We start from the raw sequence: 18,299 nt of genomic DNA on the forward strand, positions 1-18,299 counted from the left end.
GAAAACGCCTCGGCGAGGAACAAAAGCCGAAGGCCGAGGTCACATCTGCGCTTGACAGGCCCGGCCCTCATGGGTGGGGTTTTGCTGGTTTCGGACGGGGTTTTCGGGCCTCGCCCTTTTTGGTGCCGGAGATGTGTCGTCAGGCGGCCAGGGCACCTTGGTTTCGCTGGGGGCACGGATGTGCCGTGGGCGGCGGGCAAGACCTTCACCAGCCCCGAGATCGCGGCAGCCGCTCATGACGGCCGCCTCCGCATCTCTCCCTCCGCCGCCGACCAGGTCAACCCAACAACCACAACGTCCGACTCGGCCCCACCCTGATCACCTGCACCGGCGAGGTCCTCGACGCGCACCGCCCCGACCCCACCCGGTGAGGTACTGGAGGGCAGGCACACCGGCACGATCGATCTTGGGGGCCAGCCCGTTTCGATGGCGGTCGTACTATGGCCTGACCGCATCGATGCCGCCCCAAGGAGTCACCGTGGCCCGCCCCCGCACCGCCGCCCGGACAGTGGAGCACCCCGATCTGTCGGAGGTTTCGCTGCAGCAGGTCCTGGAGGCTCTGGTGGATCCGGTGCGGCGCATGGTGGTGTCACAGCTGGCCCGGGCGGGTGAGGACAAGAGCTGCGGCACCTTCGACGCGCCGGTGTCGCTCTCGACGCTCACGCACCACTTCAACGTGCTGCGCGAGGCAGGTGTGATCCGGCAGTACTACGTCGGCACGACGAAGATGAACACGCTGCGCACCGACGAGATGGAACAGCGGTTTCCCGGCCTGCTGTCGGCCGTGCTGGCCGCCTCCCTCGCGGAGGAGGCGGGGTCGGCAGCCCGCGGCATCTGATTTCGATCGCTCTCAAAATTTCACGGGGCGCCGACCGGATCTGCCGCCGGCGAGCCTTGGCCCGTCGGGAACCGTCGCGTCAGGAGCGACGTTTTTAGGCGATGAGGGCTGTGACGAGAGAGGGGCGATGGTGCAAGTCCAAGTTGCTGTCGTGGGGCTGAACGGCCTTCAAACAGAGGCCGAGTTGAGATCGCTGCACGGTTGGCTTCACACAGACCGGCAGACGAGGCGCCTCACGGCCCCGCAGTTAGGCGCAGTGGACCCGCCGGTACCGGGGGCACAGGGCTCGGTGATCGACGTTCTCTCACTGGTGCTCGGTTCGGCCTTCAACGCCGCTTCGCTGGCGGTCAGCCTCATGAGCTGGCGCGCCACACGACCGCAGCACCCGGTCCTGACGGTTCGCCGGCCCGACGGAGTAACCGTGGAGATCAGCACCAGCTCGGTGGAAGAGGCGCAGATGCTCCTCGAACGGCTTGAGCTCGAATAGGCGCGCCGACCGTGGACTGCCTTCCCTGCCCGGAGCGTTCACGCGCAGTGCTCGTCGGTGCCAGCAGCTACTCCCACCTCGATGATCTGCCCGCCGTACAGGCCAACGTACCCGCGCTGAGGGCACTGCTGTGCGGGGCCGCCGCTCCGCTTCGCACGGAGAACTGCGTCGCCCTGGTCGACCCGGCCACCACCGCCGAGGTGTCGAAGGCCGTGCAGAAGGCCGCGCGCGAAGCGACCGACACACTGCTCATCTACTACGCCGGGCACGGTCTCCTGGACGACAAGGGAGCCCTGCACCTGGCCATTCCGCAGAGCGACAACGACTCCGTCTACGACACAGCCGTCCCCTACGACTGGATCAGGCGCCCCATCGAGTCAACCGGAGCGACCCGGCGCATCGTCATCCTGGACTGCTGCTACGGCGCACGGGCGTTCGGCATCCAGTCCGAGTCGGTCATCGACCTCGCGGAGGTGGACGGTACCTATGTCATGGCCGCGGCGGGAGAAACGGCCGTAGCTCTCGCCCCGCCAGGGGAGACCTACACGGCCTTCACCGCCGAACTCATCGAGACCTTGAGCGGGGGCGTGCCGGGCGCGAGCGAACTGCTCGACCTGAATGTCATCTTCCGCCATGTACGGGGGCGGCTGAAGGCCCGAGGCCGACCCACGCCGCTGGACCTGGACCGCAACGGCCTGGGCGCCACCCCCTTCATCCGCAACAGCGCCTATGTGCCTGCCGCCCCGCCCCCGGCCGATGCCCACCACGACATGCTGCATGTCCTGGAGTCGACGCCGCGCACCGCCACGGTCGCCCAGTTGGTGACGTCGGTGGGCTTGCTGAGCGAGCAGCGCTCGGCCACCGCCGGCGACATCGTCCGTACGGCCCTCCAGGTACGAGCGGTCACCGAACTCGCCCCGTTCCTGGCTGCTCTCTTCGAGGCCGGTCATCGTGCCCCGGCCGAGGCCGCGCTGCCGACCCTGTTCCTGACCCGGCCCGTGGAGGAAACCGCACATCTGGTGGACCTGCTGCACGCGATGTCCGCAGACGAGTGCGTGGTCAGCCTGCTTCAGCTTTCCGTACGGTTACAGCCGACACAGCAGGCTGTCCGGTTCGCCGAGGCTCTCTGCCGCGCGGACCTCACCGAACACGCGCGGGCGCTCCTCACGGGTTGTGCACTGACCAGGGACGTAGCAGAGACTGTCCAGCTGATGCAGGAACTCGCCCATGGCGACCTGGCCCACCTTCTCGCCGACGTCGCGCGGTCCGTCGCCGAACGCCGGGCCGTCGCTGACGTCACGGCACTGTTCCTGCCTCTGTGCGTCGACGGCATGCCGGACACCGCAGCCCTCCTCTCCCAGATCGTCGCGGCGAAGCGCAGCGCGATCGATGCCGCCGAGATGATCTCCGTCCTCGTGCGGGAAGGGCACGAACACGCGGCGCGACAGATCTTCGCGGTCGGTATGAGCCAACGCGGCCCCCACTACCTGGCGGAGCTGGTGGCAGCCTTGCAGGCGAACCAACTCGTCGACGCCGCTGCCAGCGCCCGGTTCCTGGCTGTGCAGCACTGGCCCACAGAGGATGTCTCCCAGTTCATCGCGCATCTGCTGACGGTCGGCCAGCACCAGCACGCGCTGGAGGCAGCCATACACACGGCGCGGGAGCGGACAGTCGAGGAATTCGCCTCCATCACCTCGCACCTCACCGACCTGGTCGCCGACCAGGCGATGAGAGAACTCCTGGACGACGCCGCTCGAACGTGTTCGCCCAGCCAGGCCGCCTACCTGGTGAGCAAGCTGGACGCCGCGGGACAGGACGGACCGGCGGACCGCATCTTCTGGCTGAGCCTCCACCGTCCCGTGGGCCACGCCGCCGGAATGCTCCGCCACCTGGACCACACCGGGTCGCGGTTCGTCAGCGACGCCGAGCTGCCCGAACTCTGGCAGACGTGCCCACCCAGTGACCTGGCCCGACTCGCCGTGGCGCTGGAGCGCTCTCTCCCGCACAAGTCGGAACTACTGCTCAGCATTACGGAACGCCCCGCCGACCAGGTGGTCACGATGGTGGACAGCCTGGAAAAGGCAGAGGCCAACACTCTGTCCAACAAGATCCTCCGGGCGGCCGTCGCCGAGTGGAGCATGGCCGCACAGGCACACCTCGTCATCGCACTGGAGGAGCGTTCACAGATCGGCTGCGCCCGGTATCTGGAGCAACGGGCCTCCCGCGCAGAGGGTTTCGCCGACCTCCTGCGCACCGCGCGGACCGAGAGCAAGCCCGCGGAGCCCTGGTGGCCGTGGTGGCCGCGTCAGCGCTTCGCCTACCAGCCATCGCCACACACGCACGTGATGTATGTCGTCAAACGCGATGAATCCGTCTTTGACATCGCAAAGCGCTACGGCGTGCGCCAAGCGGGGATCATCGATGAGAACACCCTCCGAGCCCCGTACACCCTCTATGAGGGGCAAGCCCTCAGCATTCCCCTCCAGTCCGACCGCAGGCACTTCATGCTCCCACCGTTCCCGCGGCGCCTCGTGCCGGGCCGCGTCCACGCGGACGTCGAGCAGTTGCAGAGGCTCCTGAAACGGGCCGGATATCTCGATCAGCTGGCGAGCGAGAGCTCCTACGGCTCCGAGACCTGCCAGGCGGTCACTCGACTCAATCAGGATCATCTGCTGGGCCGGGACAATCCTCGCATGACACACAAGGGCTGGGACATCCTGCACCGCCTCGCCAGGGGCGGCGGCTGATCAGCGCCACGGGGGCCATTGGACATCCTGGCCACCAATCGGAACTGCCCGCCCAGCCCGGCCTGACCCTCACCGCCTACAGCGCCGCCCCCGGCACACCCGGGCACGACTCCCTGCACCTCCTCGCCTCCTGGGCCGCCTCCGCGGCGGAGGCCGGCTGCTGCCCTGAAGGGCCGGTGAGGAGCCGGTGAGGGGCCGATGAGCTGCCGGTGAAGGCCCGGTGAGGGGCCGGTGATGGGTACGCGTCGCCCGTGCGCTACGGTGACTCACTTTTGTCGCGCACCTATTGGGGGGTTTGATGCGGCGAACCACAGCGGCAGCGAGTGTCGTCATCGCGCTCGGGCCGCTTCTTCTGGCCGGTGCTCCCACGGCGTCGGCCGCGGGCGGATCACTCACCGTCACGACGCTGGACCGGGCCGGCAAGCCGGTGTACGCCCAGGTTGCGGTCTACAACACGAAGACGAACGACTTCCGCTTCATCGAGAGCAACAAGGCGACGTCACTGCCCGCCGGCAGCTACGAGCTCGTCACGTCCATCAGCGACGCCCAGGACGAGGGCGCCACGGTCGGCGGGCACAGTGTGACCGTCTCCGGGACCACGAAGACCACGTTCGACGCCCGGCAGGGCCGCGCGGTCAAGGTCTCGCTCAGTCCGAACCCGGGCAGCGGATACGACCAGACGGTCAGCGCGTACGTCTGCGCCTCCGACAACGGGCCCGCCAACATGGGCACGTCCGCGCCGGCCGGCAAGATGTACGTCATCCCGTCGAGCAGCAAGGCGTACGAGCTGTCCTACGGCACCACGTACCAGCCGCGCTCGGCGACCGGCGGGGACTTCTGGGTGGCGTCCGCCACGCACACGGGCGGTGTGCCGTCCGGGGTGTCCGCGACGCTGAAGCAGTCCGGGCTGGCCGCCCTCAAGGTGTCCGCCCGTTCGGGTCCCGACAGCGGACAGGCGCGATTCTCGTTCGGCTACCAGGCGACGACGAGCACCGACAGCTGCTCGATGTCCACGAACTCACTCCAGTTCCGGCGTGAGCTGCCCAACTCCTTCACCGCCCACCTCCCGGCCGGGCAGTGGCAGGTGGGCCAGGATGCCAACGACCTCATCGTTGACGGGTTCCACAGCTACGCGGCGGGCACGACGACCTCGCTGACCCTCGGTCACGCGGTCTGGGGGCCCGGCGGGCGGCTGCCCTACACCTGGTACAAGCAGCTGTATCTCGGGTCCATCAACATGTTCGCGGACCCGGCCCTTGCCGCCGGCGGGACGCTGGCCAGTGGCAGCGTGCGGCTGACCCACGCGGGCAAGACGCTCTACTCGCACACCTACGGCCGCGGGCAGGAGATCGACGGGCAGCCGGTGCTCCCCGGTGCGGGCTGGTACACGCTGTACGAGAGCGGCCGGCGCAGCCTGCCGTCCGGTTCGCTGTCGACCACGGCCGGCCTGAGCCTGACCTTCTACGCGGACCCCGGCAAGAACCAGCAGATCCGGGACTACATCACCCGGTTCTGGCCCTACGCGCTGAACTCCAGGAACCAGGCGGCCTCCGGTTCGACCACGACCGTCGCCCTGGGCATGCAGCGCACCGGCACGGGCGACGGCACGATCCAGCAGCTGTCGGACAGTGTGAGGTCCGTGCGGGCCTGGTACACCACGGACAACGGCACGACCTGGCACGCCACCGCCGCGAAGCTGTCCGGCGGCACGTGGACCATCGCCGTCCACAACCCGTCCTCCGGCCGCGTCGGCCTGCGCTCGACGGTCACCGACACCCACGGCGACAGCTCGACCACGACGGTGTACAACGCGTACGCCGTCAGCTGAGGACCGACGGCCCCACCACCGCCACACCGGCGACTCACACCGGCGGCCCGCCCGAGGATCTTCCCCGGGCGGCCCCCCGGCCGCGTTTCGACAGCGCCACCACAGCACCGCAGCACACGTCCCACAGCACGCCTCCCGCAGTACACGCCCCGTACTACGTGACAAGTACTATCGAGCCTCGTACCATGTCGTCCCGAAGGCAAGGAGACGACGCATGCACAGCAACGACGCCCAGATGCTGGTGCTCACCGTCCTCGCGGGCGGGCCGCGGCACGGGTACGCCATCAACACCGCGATCGAGGAGCTGACCGGGCACCGGCTCGGCCCCGGCAGCCTCTACGGTGCGCTGGCCCGGCTGGAGGCACGGGAGCTGGTCCGGGCCGCGGACGAGGCCGGTGAGGCCGAGGCACGGCACCGGACCATGCGGATCACCGATGCCGGGCGGGAGCAACTGCGGGCGGAACTGCAGCAGATGGCCCGGATCTCCGCGGCCGGTCTGCGCGCCCTCGGGGCCGGTCCGGCATGAGCGCGGCCACGCTGCTGACCGGCCTGTATCCGCCGGCCGTACGTGAGCGCTGGGGCGCGGACATCCGCAGCGAGGTGTCCGCGTCGGGTATCCGGTCCTGGCCCGACACCGTCGCGGGGGCCGTCCGGCTGTGGCTGCACCCCGGCGACTGGCCCGAGACGTTCGCCGGGCAGACCCGCCGGGTGACGACGGTCGCCCTCTTCGCGCTGACCGCGGCCGCCGGGCTGCTGCTGCGCTCCTTCGAGCCTTCCGACGCCCTGGCCGTCGGCCCCCGGCACCCGGCCGGCGGCCTGTGGCTCGCCCCGCTGCTGCTCGGCCTCGCCCTCGCCGCACCCCTGCCCCCGCTGCGCGGCGCGGCACTGCGCCGGCTGGCAGGGGCTGCGGTCCGTACCCTGGCGGCGCCGGCCGCCGCGCTCCTGGACCTGTGCCTGCTGGCGTGGAGCGGCACACCCGCCCGGCCGGCCGGCCTCACCGCCGCCGCCATGGTCGCCTCCTACTGGCTCACGCTCGGCTTCGTCGCCGTCCGCCTGTGCGTCCTGGTCGCCCGGATCGCCCGTACGGCCGCCCTGCCGTCGACCCGCCGGCTGTCCGCGGCCCTGCTGTACATCGGCACGGGACTCGCCCTCGCCGCCGCCCGGAATCTCCTCGCCGCACCCCCGGGCCCGCTCTCCGCCACGGAGACCCTGGCGCTGGGCCTCCTGGCCGCCACCGCCCTGAGCGCCGGCCGCGACCTGCGCCGGAAGAAGGGCCGGAGACGATGACAGCCGCCTCGACTCCGGCATCTCCGGCCGTCGTTGTCGTCGTGCCGACCTACAACGAGCGGGAGAACCTGCCCGTGCTGGCGCGCCTTCTCGCCGAACTGCCGGTGGCGGACCTGCGGTTGCTCGTCGTCGACGACGACTCCCCCGACGGCACCGGCGAGGTCGCCGACCGGCTCGCCGCCGCGTCGCCGGGCACCGTCGGCGTGCTGCACCGCACCGCGAAGGACGGGCTCGGCCGCGCCTACCTCGCCGGTATGACGCGCGCGCTGGACGAGGGCGCCGACGTGGTGATCCAGATGGACGCCGATCTCTCGCACCCGGTCGAGGCGATCCCGGCGATGCTCGACGCACTGCTGACGCGGGACGCCGCCGTCGTCCTCGGCTCCCGGTACGTCCCGGGCGGCTCCACGGCCGCGGACTGGCCGTGGCACCGCAAGGCCCTGTCCGTCTGGGCCAATCGCTACGTCGACGCGATCCTGCGGCTCGGCGTCAAGGACGCCACCGCCGGTTTCAAGGCCTGGCGGGCCGGGACACTGCGGGCGATCGACCTGCCGACGGTGCGCAGCAACGGCTACTCCTTCCAGGTCGAGATGAACTACCGCACGATCACCCGGGGGTTGACCGTTGTGGAGGTGCCCATCCGGTTCGCGGAGCGGGTCACGGGCGCCTCCAAGATGAGCCTGGCCGTGCAGGTCGAATCCGCGCTCACACCGTGGCGGCTGCGCTTCGGCAGCGGCCCTCGCTGAGGCGCGCTCCGGCCGCCGTACCACTTCCCCCGTACCCGCCGGTACGCCGTGCCGCCCTGCCCGTTGGGTCCTGGCCCGACTGGGGCTATCGTCGGATTCCTGAGGTCAGGACGAGGAGGACGGCCGGTGATGCCGCAGGACGAGGCCGTGGTCGGCTGTACGGGCAAGGTGCTCATCGGGACGCGCGGATCCGCCGGTCCCGGGGAGGTCCTGGTACGGGTCAGAGGCGGCTCCGAGACGTTCCTGGCCTGGTCCGAGGATCCCCTGCCCGCGGGCGCGACGGTCCTCGTGATCGAATCACGGGGATGCCGCGAGGTCGCGGTCATCGAGTGGGTTGATCCACTGGACGCGCTCGGCGGAGACACCGCCGGCGCAAGCTGAGGAGTACAGGAATGTTCGGATACCGCGTTCCCGCGCCCGACGAGGCGATGCTGATCTCGGGTGGCAGGCGGGGACTGGGGGGCGCTCCGTTCCGCGTGGTCACGGGCCACGGCAAGTTCGTGCTCCCGGTCTTCCGGAAGGTCCGGTTCCTCACACTGTCGATGTGTGAGGCCGAGGTCACCGAGACCTGCGTGACCAAGCAGGGCATCTCGCTGCACGTCCGCGCGGTCATCGCCTTCAAGGTCGGCAACGACCAGGAGAGCATCATCAACGCCGGCCAGCGTTTCCTGTCCGACCAGGAGCAGATGTCGGTGCTCACCGGCCGGATCTTCGCCGGCCACCTGCGGGCCATCATCGGCTCGATGACGGTCGAGGAGATCGTCACCGAGCGGCAGAAGCTCGCCGCCGAGGTGCTGGACACCTCGAAGGTGGAGATGGCCAAGATCGGCCTGATCGTGGACTCGCTGCAGATCCAGTCGATCGACGACGGCGACACCGGTTACATCGCCGCGATGTCCGCCCCGCACAAGGCGGCCATCCAGCGCCAGGCCCAGATCGCCCAGGCGCAGGCCACCCAGGCCTCGGTCGAGGCGGAGCAGGCGGCGGCCCGCAAGCAGGCGGAGTACGCCCGGCAGACCGCCATCGTGAAGGCCGAGTACTCGGCCGAGGTGGACCGGGCGCAGGCCCAGGCCGCCCAGGCCGGTCCGCTGGCGCAGGCCCACGCCCAGCAGGAGGTGCTGGCGGCGCAGACCGAACTGGCCCAGAAGCAGGCCGAGTTGCGCCAGCAGCAGCTGGTGGCCGAGGTGGTCAAGCCCGCCCAGGCCGAGGCCGAGCGGGTGCGGATCCTGGCCGCCGCCGAGGCCCAGCGCATGAAGATCCAGGCGGAGGCGGCGGCCTCCTACGACCGGGTCGCGCTCGACCGGATGCTCATCGACCAGCTCCCGCAGATCGTGAAGGAGGCCGCGGGCGGTCTGGCCGGTGCCAACGTCAACGTCCTGAACGGCGCGGACGGCCTCGGCGAGATCGCCGCCGGCCTGGTCTCCCAGGGCCTGACGATCCTCGACTCGGTCCGCCAGAACCTGAACGGCGGCCAGGACGGCAAGGCCGACACCGACAAGGGCCTGCTCCAGCTGCACTCGGGCAACAAGGGCGGCACGTCGGACGACGGGCCGGTGAACGTCGACTAGCGGTCCGCCTCGGCGAGCGTGAAGTGATGGCCGGTGCCGACGAGTTCGAGCCGTCCGGCACCGCGCACGCGTACCGCGGTGGCCCGGCCGGCGCCGTCGCCCGCTGTCCGCGATTCAGCGCGGGTCGCCCACCGGTTCCCCGGTGACCGGGTGGGCCTCTGCCGGGCCCGTCGTACTCGCCAGCAGCCGCAGGCCCGCGTCGGACGGGGAGCCGGGCTCGGCGGTGTAGGCGATGAGGCGCTGGCCGGAGGGGCCGGGGATGCACAGGTTCTCGAAGCTCAACTCCAGGTCGCCGACCGCCGGATGACGCAGTGTCTTGCCGCCCGAGGTGCAGGTGCGCACCGGATGCCGGGCCCACAGTGCGCCGAACTCGCCGCTCTGGATGGAGAGTTCGCCGACGAGCTCGGCCAGGGCGCGGTCCTCGGGGTGCCTCCCTGCGACCAGCCGCAGGGAGGCGACCGCGAGCAGGGCCTCCTCCGTGCGGTCGGCGTACAGGTCCCGGTAGCGCTCGTCCAGGAACAGCATGCGGATCAGGTTGGGCCGGGCTTCGGGCGCCTGCGGGGCCTCCCACCCCAGATGGGCGGCGAGCAGCGCGTGTCCGAGCCGGTTCCAGGCGAGCACGTCGGAGCGCCGGTCGAGGACCAGCGCCGGTACGTCGGTCATGGCGGCGAGCAGCTGGCGGGCGGACGCGGTCGCCTGTTCCGTACGGGGTGCGGCGGGTCGGCGCCCGGTGGCGGGGCGGGCCAGGTCCTTGAGATGGGCGGTCTCGTCCGCGGTGAGCCGCAGGGTGCGGGCGATCGCCTCCAGCACGGAGTCCGAGACACCGGCCGCGCGGCCCTGTTCGAGCCGGGTGTAGTGGGTGACGCTGACGCCGGCGAGCAGGGCCAGCTCCTCGCGGCGCAGTCCGGCGACCCGGCGCTGGTTCGGCGCGGTGGCGAGCCCGACGTCCTCGGGCCGTACGGCGGCCCGGCGGGTCTTGAGGAAGTCTCCCAGCTCGGACGGGGCGTCCATCCATGCCTCCCGAAGATCGTCCGTCGTGGCGGCCTTTCGTCCATCATGCCCGCCGGGCGGGGCGGACGGGAGCCGTGCGGGTGGTCACGCGATGACCACCCACGTGCCGCCGGACCCGGAGCCGGTCCCGGCCGGACGGACCGGGGCGCCGAGGAGCCCGCGCCGGCGGTACGTCAGTCCAGCTGGAGCCGGTCCGCCAGTCCCGCCTTCGTGAACGCCGTCACGACCTCCGCGCGGCCCTCCGTGAAGTGGGCCCAGCTGTCGCAGTGGGCCGCCACCACCCGGCGGGCGCCGAGCAGGCCGGCGGCGGTGGCCGCGCCCTCGCCGTCGAGGACGAGGAGGGCGTCGTCCAGGACCTTCAGGCGGGGCGCGCCGGCGAAGAGGACGGCCGTGTCGACGGGGCCGTGCCGGTCGGCGATCTCCTGGACCAGCTCCAGGGAGGCGTTGTCACCGCTGACGTACACGCTGGGCAGGTCGGCGGAGGTCAGCAGAAAGCCGGTGACCTCGCCGACGAGGGGCTCGGATCCCTTGGGGCCGTGCAGGGCGGGAGTGGCGGTCACGGTGACCGTACCGCCGTCGGGGCGGGGCAGCTCGGCGGACTGCCAGGGGGTGAGCGGCACGGTGCCGCCGCCGAGCCGCTCGGCCGCCGCGGGCGTGGTGAAGGTGCGCGGGGTGGCGGCGAGCAGGGCGCGGCCGGAGTGGTCGAGGTTGTCGGCGTGCTGGTCGTGGGAGAGCAGGACGACGTCCACGGGACCCAGCTCGGCGGCGCTCATGCGCGGCGGGGCGGTCTTGACCAGGGTCCGGCCGCTGGGCGAGGGGTAGTCGCCGGGGTCGTCGAAGGTCGGGTCGGTGAGGAGGCGGAGGCCGCCGTACTCGATGAGGACGGTGGGACCGCCGAGGACACGGACGGGGATCCGCTCACCGGACGCGGAGGGCTCGGCGGCCATCTTACTCACCTCACGTTTTGAAGGAATGTCATCCGTGAGGAACAGTAAACCTCACTCACGGATAGCGGCAAGGGATAACGTGAGAATCGCGAACGCCCCGGAGATCTGCGGGCCCGGCGGCACCACCCGGAAACCCTACGTATTGTAGGTTCCCAACCGGCAGCGGCCACGTCTGTTCAACGGGGGACCCATGCAGGACACCGAGACGAAAGCCGGCAGGGAGGTCTGCGCGCACAGCCTCGCGCCGACGGTGACCCTGCTGGTCGTCAGCCTGATCATCGCCGCCGTGGGCGTGTACGAGCTGTGCGGCTTCGGCCTGCACAGCCTCGACCGGCGCCCCCATCTGTTCAGCGACGGCCTCGCGACCGGCGGAGTGATCGTCGCCGCCGTGGCGGCCGGCGCCGCGGTGGGCAATCTGGCCTGGCATCTGACGGCCTCCCGCCGCGGCGCGGGCAGGTAAGTCCCTGAGTCCGGGTAAGTAAATCCGGGTAAGGCGAGCACAGGGAGTTCTCAGGAACGCGGGCACAAGGAGCTCCAGGTAAGAGCGGATGCCGGTACGCTCCGGATACCCGGCGCTTACCTTACGAACTGTAGGGTCAGCGTCTGCCCCGTCCCCTCCTCCCCCTCAAGGTGACCAGTCACCATGCCCGCACAGCAGTCGACCGTGATCGACGCGCAGGTCCCGAACCAGCGCGGCAGCCGTCGCGAGTTCTCGTTGCCCACGCCCGGCCCGAAGCTGCGGGCGAGAGCAGCCGCGGCCACCGTGTGGTACCTGCGGCTGATCGCCGTCTTCAACATCATCGCGGTCATGTCGCTGCCGTTCCGCAAAGAGGTGCAGGAACACAACGACGGCAAGATCTTCACCGCCCGCCACGTCCACGCGCACACGCACCACGCCGGCCAGTTCTTCACCCCGTACCTGGCCACCGCCGGCCTGGCCTCGGCCGCGGCGGCGATCTTCCTGGCGCTGGTGATGCGGCGCGGGAAGCGGGCCGCATGGCTCGTCAACCTGCTGTGCGCGGGTCCCCTGTTCGTGCTCTACGTCCTCGCGCTCACCCAGCACCCGTTCCGCGACCACGCCTTCAACTGGGTCTCCACCGCCCTCACCGGCCTCTTCGTCGCCGCGCTGCTGATCGGCCGCCGCGAGTTCAACGCCGTCGGCGACCCCTCCAACCCCAAGCTGGCACTGGCCGTCGGCGCCGGTGGCGTCCTGGTGACCGGCGGTCTCGGCACCCTGCTCGTGCACGCCACCAACAAGCTGCCCCACGCCCCCCTGCTCGAAGAGGTGGCCTACAGCCTGCTGCGTGGCGTCAGCGTCGGCCCGCTCGCCGACCGGGTCGACTCCGTGCACGCGCCCCGCTGGGTCGACATCATCCTCAACATCCTGCTGGCCGCCGCCTTCTGCCTGGTCCTGTACGCCTGCTTCCGCTCCCCGCGCGGCCGGAAGCTGCTCACCGACGAGGACGAGCAGAAGCTGCGCGCGCTGCTCGACAAGCACGGCGCCCGCGACTCCCTCGGCTACTTCGCGCTGCGCCGCGACAAGGCCGTCATGTTCTCCCCCACCGGCAAGGCCGCCATCACCTACCGCGTCGTCGGCGCGGTCTCCCTCGCCTCCGGCGACCCGATCGGCGACCCCGAGGCCTGGCCCGGCGCCATCGACGCCTGGCTGACCGAGGCCCGCCGCCACGCCTGGATCCCCGCCGTCATGGGCGCGAGCGAGGAGGCGGGCACGATCTACCGCCGCCACGGCCTGGACGCGCTGGAACTCGGCGACGAGGCCATCGTCGACATCGCCGACTTCACCCTGGAGGGCCGCGCGATGCGCGTGGTCCGCCAGGCCCACAACCGGGTCAAGCGGGCCGGCTACACGGTCCGGGTCCGCCGCCACGAGGACATCCCCGCCGAGGAGATGGCCGTCCTCGTCCAGCGCGCCGACGACTGGCGCGACGGCGCCACCGAACGCGGCTTCTCCATGGCCCTCGGCCGGCTCGGCGACCCGGCGGACGGCCGCTGCGTGATGCTGGAGTGCCGCGACGCGAACGACGAGCCCCGCGCCCTGCTCAGCTTCGTGCCCTGGGGCGAGCACGGCCTCTCCCTGGACCTGATGCGCCGCGACCGCGACAGCGAGAACGGCCTGATGGAGTACATGGTCGTGGAACTCCTGCTCCAGGCCAAGGAGTTGGGAGTGCAGCGGGTCTCGCTGAACTTCGCCATGTTCCGCTCGGTCTTCGAACGCGGCACCCGCCTCGGCGCCGGCCCCGTGCTGCGCCTGTGGCGCTCCATCCTCACCTTCTTCTCCCGCTGGTGGCAGATCGAGTCCCTGTACCGGGCCAATGCCAAGTACCGCCCGGTCTGGGAACCGCGCTTCCTGCTCTTCGCCAAGTCCCGCGACATCCCGCGGATCGGGCTGGCGAGCGCCCGTGCGGAAGGGTTCCTCACGCTGCCGGGGATGAGCCAGCCTCCGGCGCCGTGACGCGCTCTACTCCACCCCGGCCGTCCGCAGCGCCGTGACCACCAAGGCCCGCGCGACGGCCGCCGTTTCACCCAACGAGACGTGCTCACCGGCGCTGTGCGCCACCCGCACATCGCCGGGCCCGTACTGCAGCGTGGGGATCCCGGCACCGGCGTACAAGCGCAGATCGCTGCCGTACGGCGCCCCGCGCTCTCGGGGCCGGGCGGCCCAGCCGCCCACGTCGGCGCAGGCGTCACGCACCTCGTCCCGCAGCGGATGCCCCTGCGGCAGCCGGCCGCTGGCGAACTGCCCGCCCGGCCAGCTCACCCGGGCCGGATGCTCGCGCAGCCACGCGTCCCGGGCGCACGCCCGCGCCACGCACCGCTCGAACTCGGCCCGCGCCGCCGCCGGTTCCTCGCCCAGCCGCACCCCGAGCCGCCCCTCCGCGACCAGCAGGTCCGGCACGCTGCTGGCCCAGTCACCGGCGTGCAGCGTGCCGACGGACAGGGCGTACGGGATCGGGTACTCGGCCATCAGCGGGGAGGGGTTCCGGTTGCGCTCGGTCTCCAGTTCCGCCAGCGCCCGGTGCAGCGGCAGATACGCGTCCACGGCACTGACCCCGGCGTCCCGGGAGCTGGCGTGGGCGGCCCGGCCGGGCACGGTGAGGCGGAACGTGAGGGCGCCGGCGTTGGCGGTGACGAGGGTGCCCGCGGTCGGCTCGGCGATCACGCACGCGTCCCCCGTGTGCCCGCGCCGCAGCGTCCCGAACGCCCCGAGCCCGCCGTCCTCCTCCCCGACGACGAAATGCACGGCGACCCGCCCGCGCAGCCGCACCCCGGACGCCCGGATCGCCGCCAGCGCCGCGAGATGCGCCGCCAGCCCGGCCTTCATGTCGCACGCCCCGCGCCCGTACACGACATCGCCCACGACCCGCGGCACGAACGGATCCCCGTCCCACGCCTGAGGATCCCCGGGCGGTACGACGTCCACGTGCCCCTGCAGGATCAGCGTCGGCCCGTCCCCGCCGCCCGCCGTGCACCCGACCAGCCCCCACGCCTCGTCCCGGGCCGCCTCCGTCCCCGGAAACCCCGGGTCGGCGCGCAGCGCGGGCAGGTCCATCGACCACAGGTCGACGTCCAGCCCGAGCCGCTCCAGCCGCCCGGCGAGCAGCTGCTGCAGCTCCGACTCGGCCGCGCTCCCGGTCACGCTCGGCACGGAGATCAGCTCCAGCAGCGTCCGCCCCAGCGCCTCCTCGTCCACACACGCGACCGCGGCGGCCTCCGTACGGCTGAGCATCCTCACGGCCCCCTCGTCGATCCGGTCGGTCCCTGCCCCGATCATCACCCGCGCCGGGCGCAGGGAACAGAGGGCGGTCAGCGGGCCGGCGACGGGCCGAGAACGGGCGCCGGCAGGGAGGCGAGGGCGGAGTCGGGGTCCCAGGACCCGACGGAATCGGTCCGCGGCCCGGGGACGTACGCACAGGGCACGGACGCACCACCGTCGAAATACTCCCGGTCCGCGTACCAGGTGAACGACATCCGCTCGTCCCCGCCGTCCCGCTGGACGAACAGCTCCGCGTCCGCGCCCGCCCCACCGGCGCGGTAGTCGCTGATCTTCCAGCCCTCCTCCGCCAGCCGCCATCGCAGCCGCCGCAGCCCGGGCACGGCCTGCCCCTCGGGCACGTGGTCCAGCGCCCACTCATGGCTGAGCCGGTAGGCCCCGTCGACGGTCTTGTCCTCCACCCCCAGCGGGCCGTTGTCGTAGCAGAAGCCGGCGCTGAACGCGCTCCCCACGCCGACCCCGAAGGCTTCGGTCCCCGGCCGCACCTCGCGCGTGAACCCCAGGACGTCGTACGCCTCCTGGGAGTACCGCAGGAGCCGGCCGGCCCGCTTCTCGGGCGCGAGGGTCGCGTAGTCCGTCGACTGCGCGTTATGGACGATCCAGGAGGCCAGGGAGAGGAGGACAGCGAGCGCGACGGCTCCGCATCCGAAGCCGAGGGCGCGGGTGTGCGTGGGTGTGATCTGCTCGGGCATACCGGGACCGTAGGCCGCCGGCCGGGCCCGGCGGATGGGCGTGGCTACCCGCCCCGGCCTGGGTATCCGTACTCACCCGGGAAGGTCAGCTGCCGCCGCCGCTCTGCACTTGCTCGCCGCCCACGGTGAACCCGATGACCGCGCCGCCGCCCTCGCGCCGGAAGGCGAACGGTGCTCCGCCGTGGGCCAGCGCGACCTCGCGGACGATGGACAGCCCGAGGCCCGAGCCGGGCAGCGAGCGGGCGTCGGCGGCACGGTAGAAGCGGTCGAAGATGCGGATGAGGTCGCCCTCGGCGATCCCCGGCCCCCGGTCCAGGACCTCCACCCGCACGGTCCCGGGCCGCGCGGGCCCGGTGATGTTGACCTCGATGGGCGCGTCGCCGCCCCGGTCGAACTTGGCCGCGTTCTCGACCAGGTTGGACATGGCCCGCTGGAGCATCCCGGGCCGCCCGTCGGTGGTCGTGTCGCCGCTGGTGCGCAGCACGATCTTGCGGCCCGTACGGCGCTTGGCCAGCCCCACGACCTCCTCGGCGATGTCGGCGAGGTCCACGCGCTGCGGCGGCTCGGTGTCCGACTGCCCGGCGGCGAGGTCGACCAGCTCGTTGACCAGGTCGGTCAGCTCGCGGGCCTCCTGGGTGAGGTCGGCGACGAGTTCCTCGCGGGTGGCGGGGGGCAGCTCGTCGATCCGCCGCAGCAGGGAGATGTTGGTGCGCAGGGACGTCAGCGGCGTCCGCAGCTCATGGCCGGCGTCCTGCACCAGCCGCCGCTGGTCCTCCTCGGACTGGGCGAGCCGCCCCAGCATCCGGTCGAAGGCGCGCCCGAGCCGGCCGACCTCGTCGAGTCCGGCCACCGGCACCTGGATGCCGAGCCGGCGGGTGCGGGCGACGTCCTCGGCGGCGGTGGTCAGTATCACCAGCCGCCGGGTGATCCGCCGGGCCAGCCACCAGCCGAACAGCCCGGCCGCCAGCACGACCACCACCATCAGCACCAGCGTGCGCCGCTGCAGCGTGCGCAGCAGATCCTCGGTGTCGCTGAACTCCTGCGCGACCTGCACCGCGCCCCGCCCGTCGCCGAGCGAGATGGTGGCGATGCGGTACAGGTCCGAGTCCACCGGCACGTCCTTGTGCTGGACCACCTTCCCGGCGGTCTGCGCGAGGGCCATCGCCTTGTCGCGGGAGGTCACGGGCAGGCGCGGATCGCCACGGTCCACGATCTGGCCCTGCGCGCCGAGCACCTGCACATCGGTACGGGCGGGCCGCACCAGATCATGTCCGGGCCGGGAGGAGGAGAAGTCCTCGGGGACCATCTCGTGCTGCCGCACCTCGTCCCGCACGTCCTGCACGACCTGCGAGAACACCGTCTGCTGGTCGACACGGACGAGCCGGGCGGCCGAGCTGTACGACAGGATGCCGACCAGGATCGTGACCGCCGCGGTGACGGCCGCGAACGAGACGACGAACGTGGTGCGCAGGGAGACGAGCTTGGGCCGGCGCCGGGCCAGCAGCCGCCGGAGCCGCTGGAGGCGGCCCACTCAGTCCTCCCGGAGCACGTAACCCACGCCCCGTACCGTGTGGATCAGCTGCGGCGCGCCGGGCTCGTCGAGCTTGCGGCGCAGGTAGCCGACGTACACGGCGAGGTTCTTGGACCCGGGCCCGAAGTCGTATCCCCAGATCCGGTCGTAGATGGTGGAGTGGTCGAGCACGATCCCGGCATTGCGCACCAGCAGTTCGAGCAGCTCGAACTCGGTGCGGGTCAGCTCCAGCTCCCGCTTGCCACGCCAGGCGCGCCGGGCCTGGAGGTCCATACGGATACCGGCGGCCTCGACCTGCCGGTCGGAGATCTGCACGTCGGCGCGCGGCGCGTCACTGCCGCCGGCACCGCCGCTCGGGCCGGTCGTGGCGGGCACGGGGCTGGTACGGCGCAGCAGCGCACGCAGCCGCGCGAAGACCTCCTCCACGTCGAAGGGCTTGACGACGTAGTCGTCGGCGCCGGCGTCCAGACCGGCGATGCGGTCGGCGGTCTCCACGAGGGCGGTGAGCATGAGGATCGGGGTGCGGTTGCCCTCGGCACGCAGCACCCGGCAGACCTGAAGCCCGTCGATCCCCGGCATCATCACATCGAGCACCAGCACGTCCGGCGGCGTCTTGTGGGCCTGTGCCAGCGCCTCGACGCCGTCGGCGACCGCCGTCACCGCGTAGCCTTCCAGCGTCAGGGCACGCTCCAGGGCATGACGGATGGCACGGTCGTCTTCAGCGAGCAGCACAGTCTGGGGCACGCACCCAGTCTGCCAAGCCCTCCGGTGGTTCGACGGAACCGGGCGGGTCTACGATCACGCTTTTTACCGCCCTCTCACGG

Annotated in this window: 17 protein-coding genes and 1 pseudogene; 12 read left to right on the plus strand and 6 right to left on the minus strand. The window is 71.6% G+C overall.

The features are described 5' to 3' along the window. Positions 1 to 457: 457 nt before the first annotated feature. The 10 genes and pseudogenes from LE548_RS37385 (at position 458) to LE548_RS37430 (ending at position 9,501) form a co-directional block, all read left to right on the plus strand. Positions 458 to 838 (plus strand): helix-turn-helix transcriptional regulator, encoded by a 381-nt coding sequence (locus LE548_RS37385; RefSeq protein ID WP_225101496.1) that lies wholly within the window; start codon positions 458 to 460, stop codon positions 836 to 838. 127 nt (positions 839 to 965) lie between these two features. Continuing rightward, a complete protein-coding gene (locus LE548_RS37390) occupies positions 966 to 1,325 on the plus strand; it encodes a hypothetical protein (protein ID WP_225101497.1) in 360 nt (119 codons plus the stop codon). Between the two features lie 47 nt (positions 1,326 to 1,372). After that, a complete protein-coding gene (locus LE548_RS46210; RefSeq protein WP_225101498.1) occupies positions 1,373 to 4,072 on the plus strand; it encodes a caspase family protein in 2,700 nt (899 codons plus the stop codon). Positions 4,073 to 4,113: 41 nt separating this feature from the next. Next, positions 4,114 to 4,263, plus strand: a pseudogene (locus tag LE548_RS37400) (transcriptional regulator); the annotation flags it as partial. Between the two features lie 107 nt (positions 4,264 to 4,370). Then, on the plus strand, positions 4,371 to 5,900 hold the full coding sequence (locus LE548_RS37405) for a hypothetical protein (RefSeq protein WP_225101499.1): 1,530 nt from the start codon (positions 4,371 to 4,373) through the stop codon (positions 5,898 to 5,900). 214 nt (positions 5,901 to 6,114) lie between these two features. Next, on the plus strand, positions 6,115 to 6,426 hold the full coding sequence (locus LE548_RS37410; RefSeq protein WP_225101500.1) for a PadR family transcriptional regulator: 312 nt from the start codon (positions 6,115 to 6,117) through the stop codon (positions 6,424 to 6,426). Then, a complete protein-coding gene (locus tag LE548_RS37415; RefSeq protein WP_225101501.1) occupies positions 6,423 to 7,187 on the plus strand; it encodes a hypothetical protein in 765 nt (254 codons plus the stop codon). The genes LE548_RS37410 and LE548_RS37415 overlap by 4 nt, the downstream gene beginning before the upstream one ends. Continuing rightward, positions 7,184 to 7,933, plus strand: a complete 750-nt coding sequence (locus LE548_RS37420) for a polyprenol monophosphomannose synthase (protein ID WP_225101502.1) — start codon at positions 7,184 to 7,186, stop codon at positions 7,931 to 7,933. Before LE548_RS37415 ends, LE548_RS37420 begins: the two co-directional genes overlap by 4 nt. A gap of 129 nt (positions 7,934 to 8,062) precedes the next feature. Continuing rightward, positions 8,063 to 8,314, plus strand: a complete 252-nt coding sequence (locus LE548_RS37425) for a hypothetical protein (protein WP_225101503.1) — start codon at positions 8,063 to 8,065, stop codon at positions 8,312 to 8,314. 11 nt (positions 8,315 to 8,325) lie between these two features. Continuing rightward, a complete protein-coding gene (locus LE548_RS37430) occupies positions 8,326 to 9,501 on the plus strand; it encodes a flotillin family protein (RefSeq protein WP_225101504.1) in 1,176 nt (391 codons plus the stop codon). A gap of 114 nt (positions 9,502 to 9,615) precedes the next feature. On the opposite strand, the gene LE548_RS37435 is transcribed toward LE548_RS37430, so the two are convergent. Together LE548_RS37435 and LE548_RS37440 are read right to left on the minus strand one after the other, a co-directional pair. Then, positions 9,616 to 10,512: a helix-turn-helix domain-containing protein gene (locus LE548_RS37435; RefSeq protein ID WP_225101505.1), complete on the minus strand. Its 897-nt coding sequence runs from the start codon at positions 10,510 to 10,512 to the stop codon at positions 9,616 to 9,618. A gap of 173 nt (positions 10,513 to 10,685) precedes the next feature. Beyond that, positions 10,686 to 11,459, minus strand: coding sequence for an MBL fold metallo-hydrolase (locus LE548_RS37440; protein WP_225101506.1), 774 nt, complete (start codon positions 11,457 to 11,459; stop codon positions 10,686 to 10,688). A gap of 190 nt (positions 11,460 to 11,649) precedes the next feature. Here LE548_RS37440 and LE548_RS37445 point away from each other — a divergent pair, with 190 nt between their 5' ends. Both LE548_RS37445 and LE548_RS37450 read left to right on the plus strand, forming a co-directional pair. Then, a complete protein-coding gene (locus LE548_RS37445) occupies positions 11,650 to 11,919 on the plus strand; it encodes a hypothetical protein (RefSeq protein ID WP_225101507.1) in 270 nt (89 codons plus the stop codon). Positions 11,920 to 12,102: 183 nt separating this feature from the next. Continuing rightward, entirely contained in the window at positions 12,103 to 13,932 is a 1,830-nt protein-coding gene (locus tag LE548_RS37450; RefSeq protein ID WP_225101508.1) for a phosphatidylglycerol lysyltransferase domain-containing protein, read from the plus strand. Between the two features lie 6 nt (positions 13,933 to 13,938). On the opposite strand, the gene LE548_RS37455 is transcribed toward LE548_RS37450, so the two are convergent. The 4 genes from LE548_RS37455 to LE548_RS37470 all read right to left on the minus strand — a co-directional run bounded on the left by LE548_RS37455 (position 13,939) and on the right by LE548_RS37470 (position 18,219). After that, positions 13,939 to 15,207, minus strand: coding sequence for an ArgE/DapE family deacylase (locus tag LE548_RS37455; protein WP_225101509.1), 1,269 nt, complete (start codon positions 15,205 to 15,207; stop codon positions 13,939 to 13,941). Positions 15,208 to 15,284: 77 nt separating this feature from the next. Further along, positions 15,285 to 15,944 (minus strand): hypothetical protein, encoded by a 660-nt coding sequence (locus LE548_RS37460; protein ID WP_225101510.1) that lies wholly within the window; start codon positions 15,942 to 15,944, stop codon positions 15,285 to 15,287. An 85-nt stretch (positions 15,945 to 16,029) separates the two neighbouring features. Continuing rightward, positions 16,030 to 17,475, minus strand: coding sequence for a HAMP domain-containing sensor histidine kinase (locus LE548_RS37465; protein WP_225101511.1), 1,446 nt, complete (start codon positions 17,473 to 17,475; stop codon positions 16,030 to 16,032). Then, on the minus strand, positions 17,476 to 18,219 hold the full coding sequence (locus LE548_RS37470) for a response regulator transcription factor (protein ID WP_225101512.1): 744 nt from the start codon (positions 18,217 to 18,219) through the stop codon (positions 17,476 to 17,478). Between the last annotated feature and the right edge of the window lie 80 nt (positions 18,220 to 18,299).

The organism is Streptomyces sp. CoH27, assembly GCF_020181035.1.
In the GTDB taxonomy this organism is placed as follows: Bacteria; Actinomycetota; Actinomycetes; order Streptomycetales; family Streptomycetaceae; genus Streptomyces; species Streptomyces camelliae.

Coding starts and splice junctions, on each gene's coding strand:
- LE548_RS37420 (WP_225101502.1), top strand. CDS start 7,184: ATGACAGCCGCCTCGACTCCGGCATCTCCGGCCGTCGTTGTCGTCGTG.
- LE548_RS37405 (WP_225101499.1), top strand. CDS start 4,371: ATGCGGCGAACCACAGCGGCAGCGAGTGTCGTCATCGCGCTCGGGCCG.
- LE548_RS37430 (WP_225101504.1), top strand. CDS start 8,326: ATGTTCGGATACCGCGTTCCCGCGCCCGACGAGGCGATGCTGATCTCG.
- LE548_RS37455 (WP_225101509.1), bottom strand. CDS start 15,207: ATGCTCAGCCGTACGGAGGCCGCCGCGGTCGCGTGTGTGGACGAGGAG.
- LE548_RS37425 (WP_225101503.1), top strand. CDS start 8,063: ATGCCGCAGGACGAGGCCGTGGTCGGCTGTACGGGCAAGGTGCTCATC.
- LE548_RS37450 (WP_225101508.1), top strand. CDS start 12,103: ATGCCCGCACAGCAGTCGACCGTGATCGACGCGCAGGTCCCGAACCAG.
- LE548_RS37435 (WP_225101505.1), bottom strand. CDS start 10,512: ATGGACGCCCCGTCCGAGCTGGGAGACTTCCTCAAGACCCGCCGGGCC.
- LE548_RS37415 (WP_225101501.1), top strand. CDS start 6,423: ATGAGCGCGGCCACGCTGCTGACCGGCCTGTATCCGCCGGCCGTACGT.
- LE548_RS37385 (WP_225101496.1), top strand. CDS start 458: ATGCCGCCCCAAGGAGTCACCGTGGCCCGCCCCCGCACCGCCGCCCGG.
- LE548_RS37440 (WP_225101506.1), bottom strand. CDS start 11,459: ATGGCCGCCGAGCCCTCCGCGTCCGGTGAGCGGATCCCCGTCCGTGTC.
- LE548_RS37410 (WP_225101500.1), top strand. CDS start 6,115: ATGCACAGCAACGACGCCCAGATGCTGGTGCTCACCGTCCTCGCGGGC.
- LE548_RS37445 (WP_225101507.1), top strand. CDS start 11,650: ATGCAGGACACCGAGACGAAAGCCGGCAGGGAGGTCTGCGCGCACAGC.
- LE548_RS37390 (WP_225101497.1), top strand. CDS start 966: ATGGTGCAAGTCCAAGTTGCTGTCGTGGGGCTGAACGGCCTTCAAACA.
- LE548_RS37460 (WP_225101510.1), bottom strand. CDS start 15,944: ATGCCCGAGCAGATCACACCCACGCACACCCGCGCCCTCGGCTTCGGA.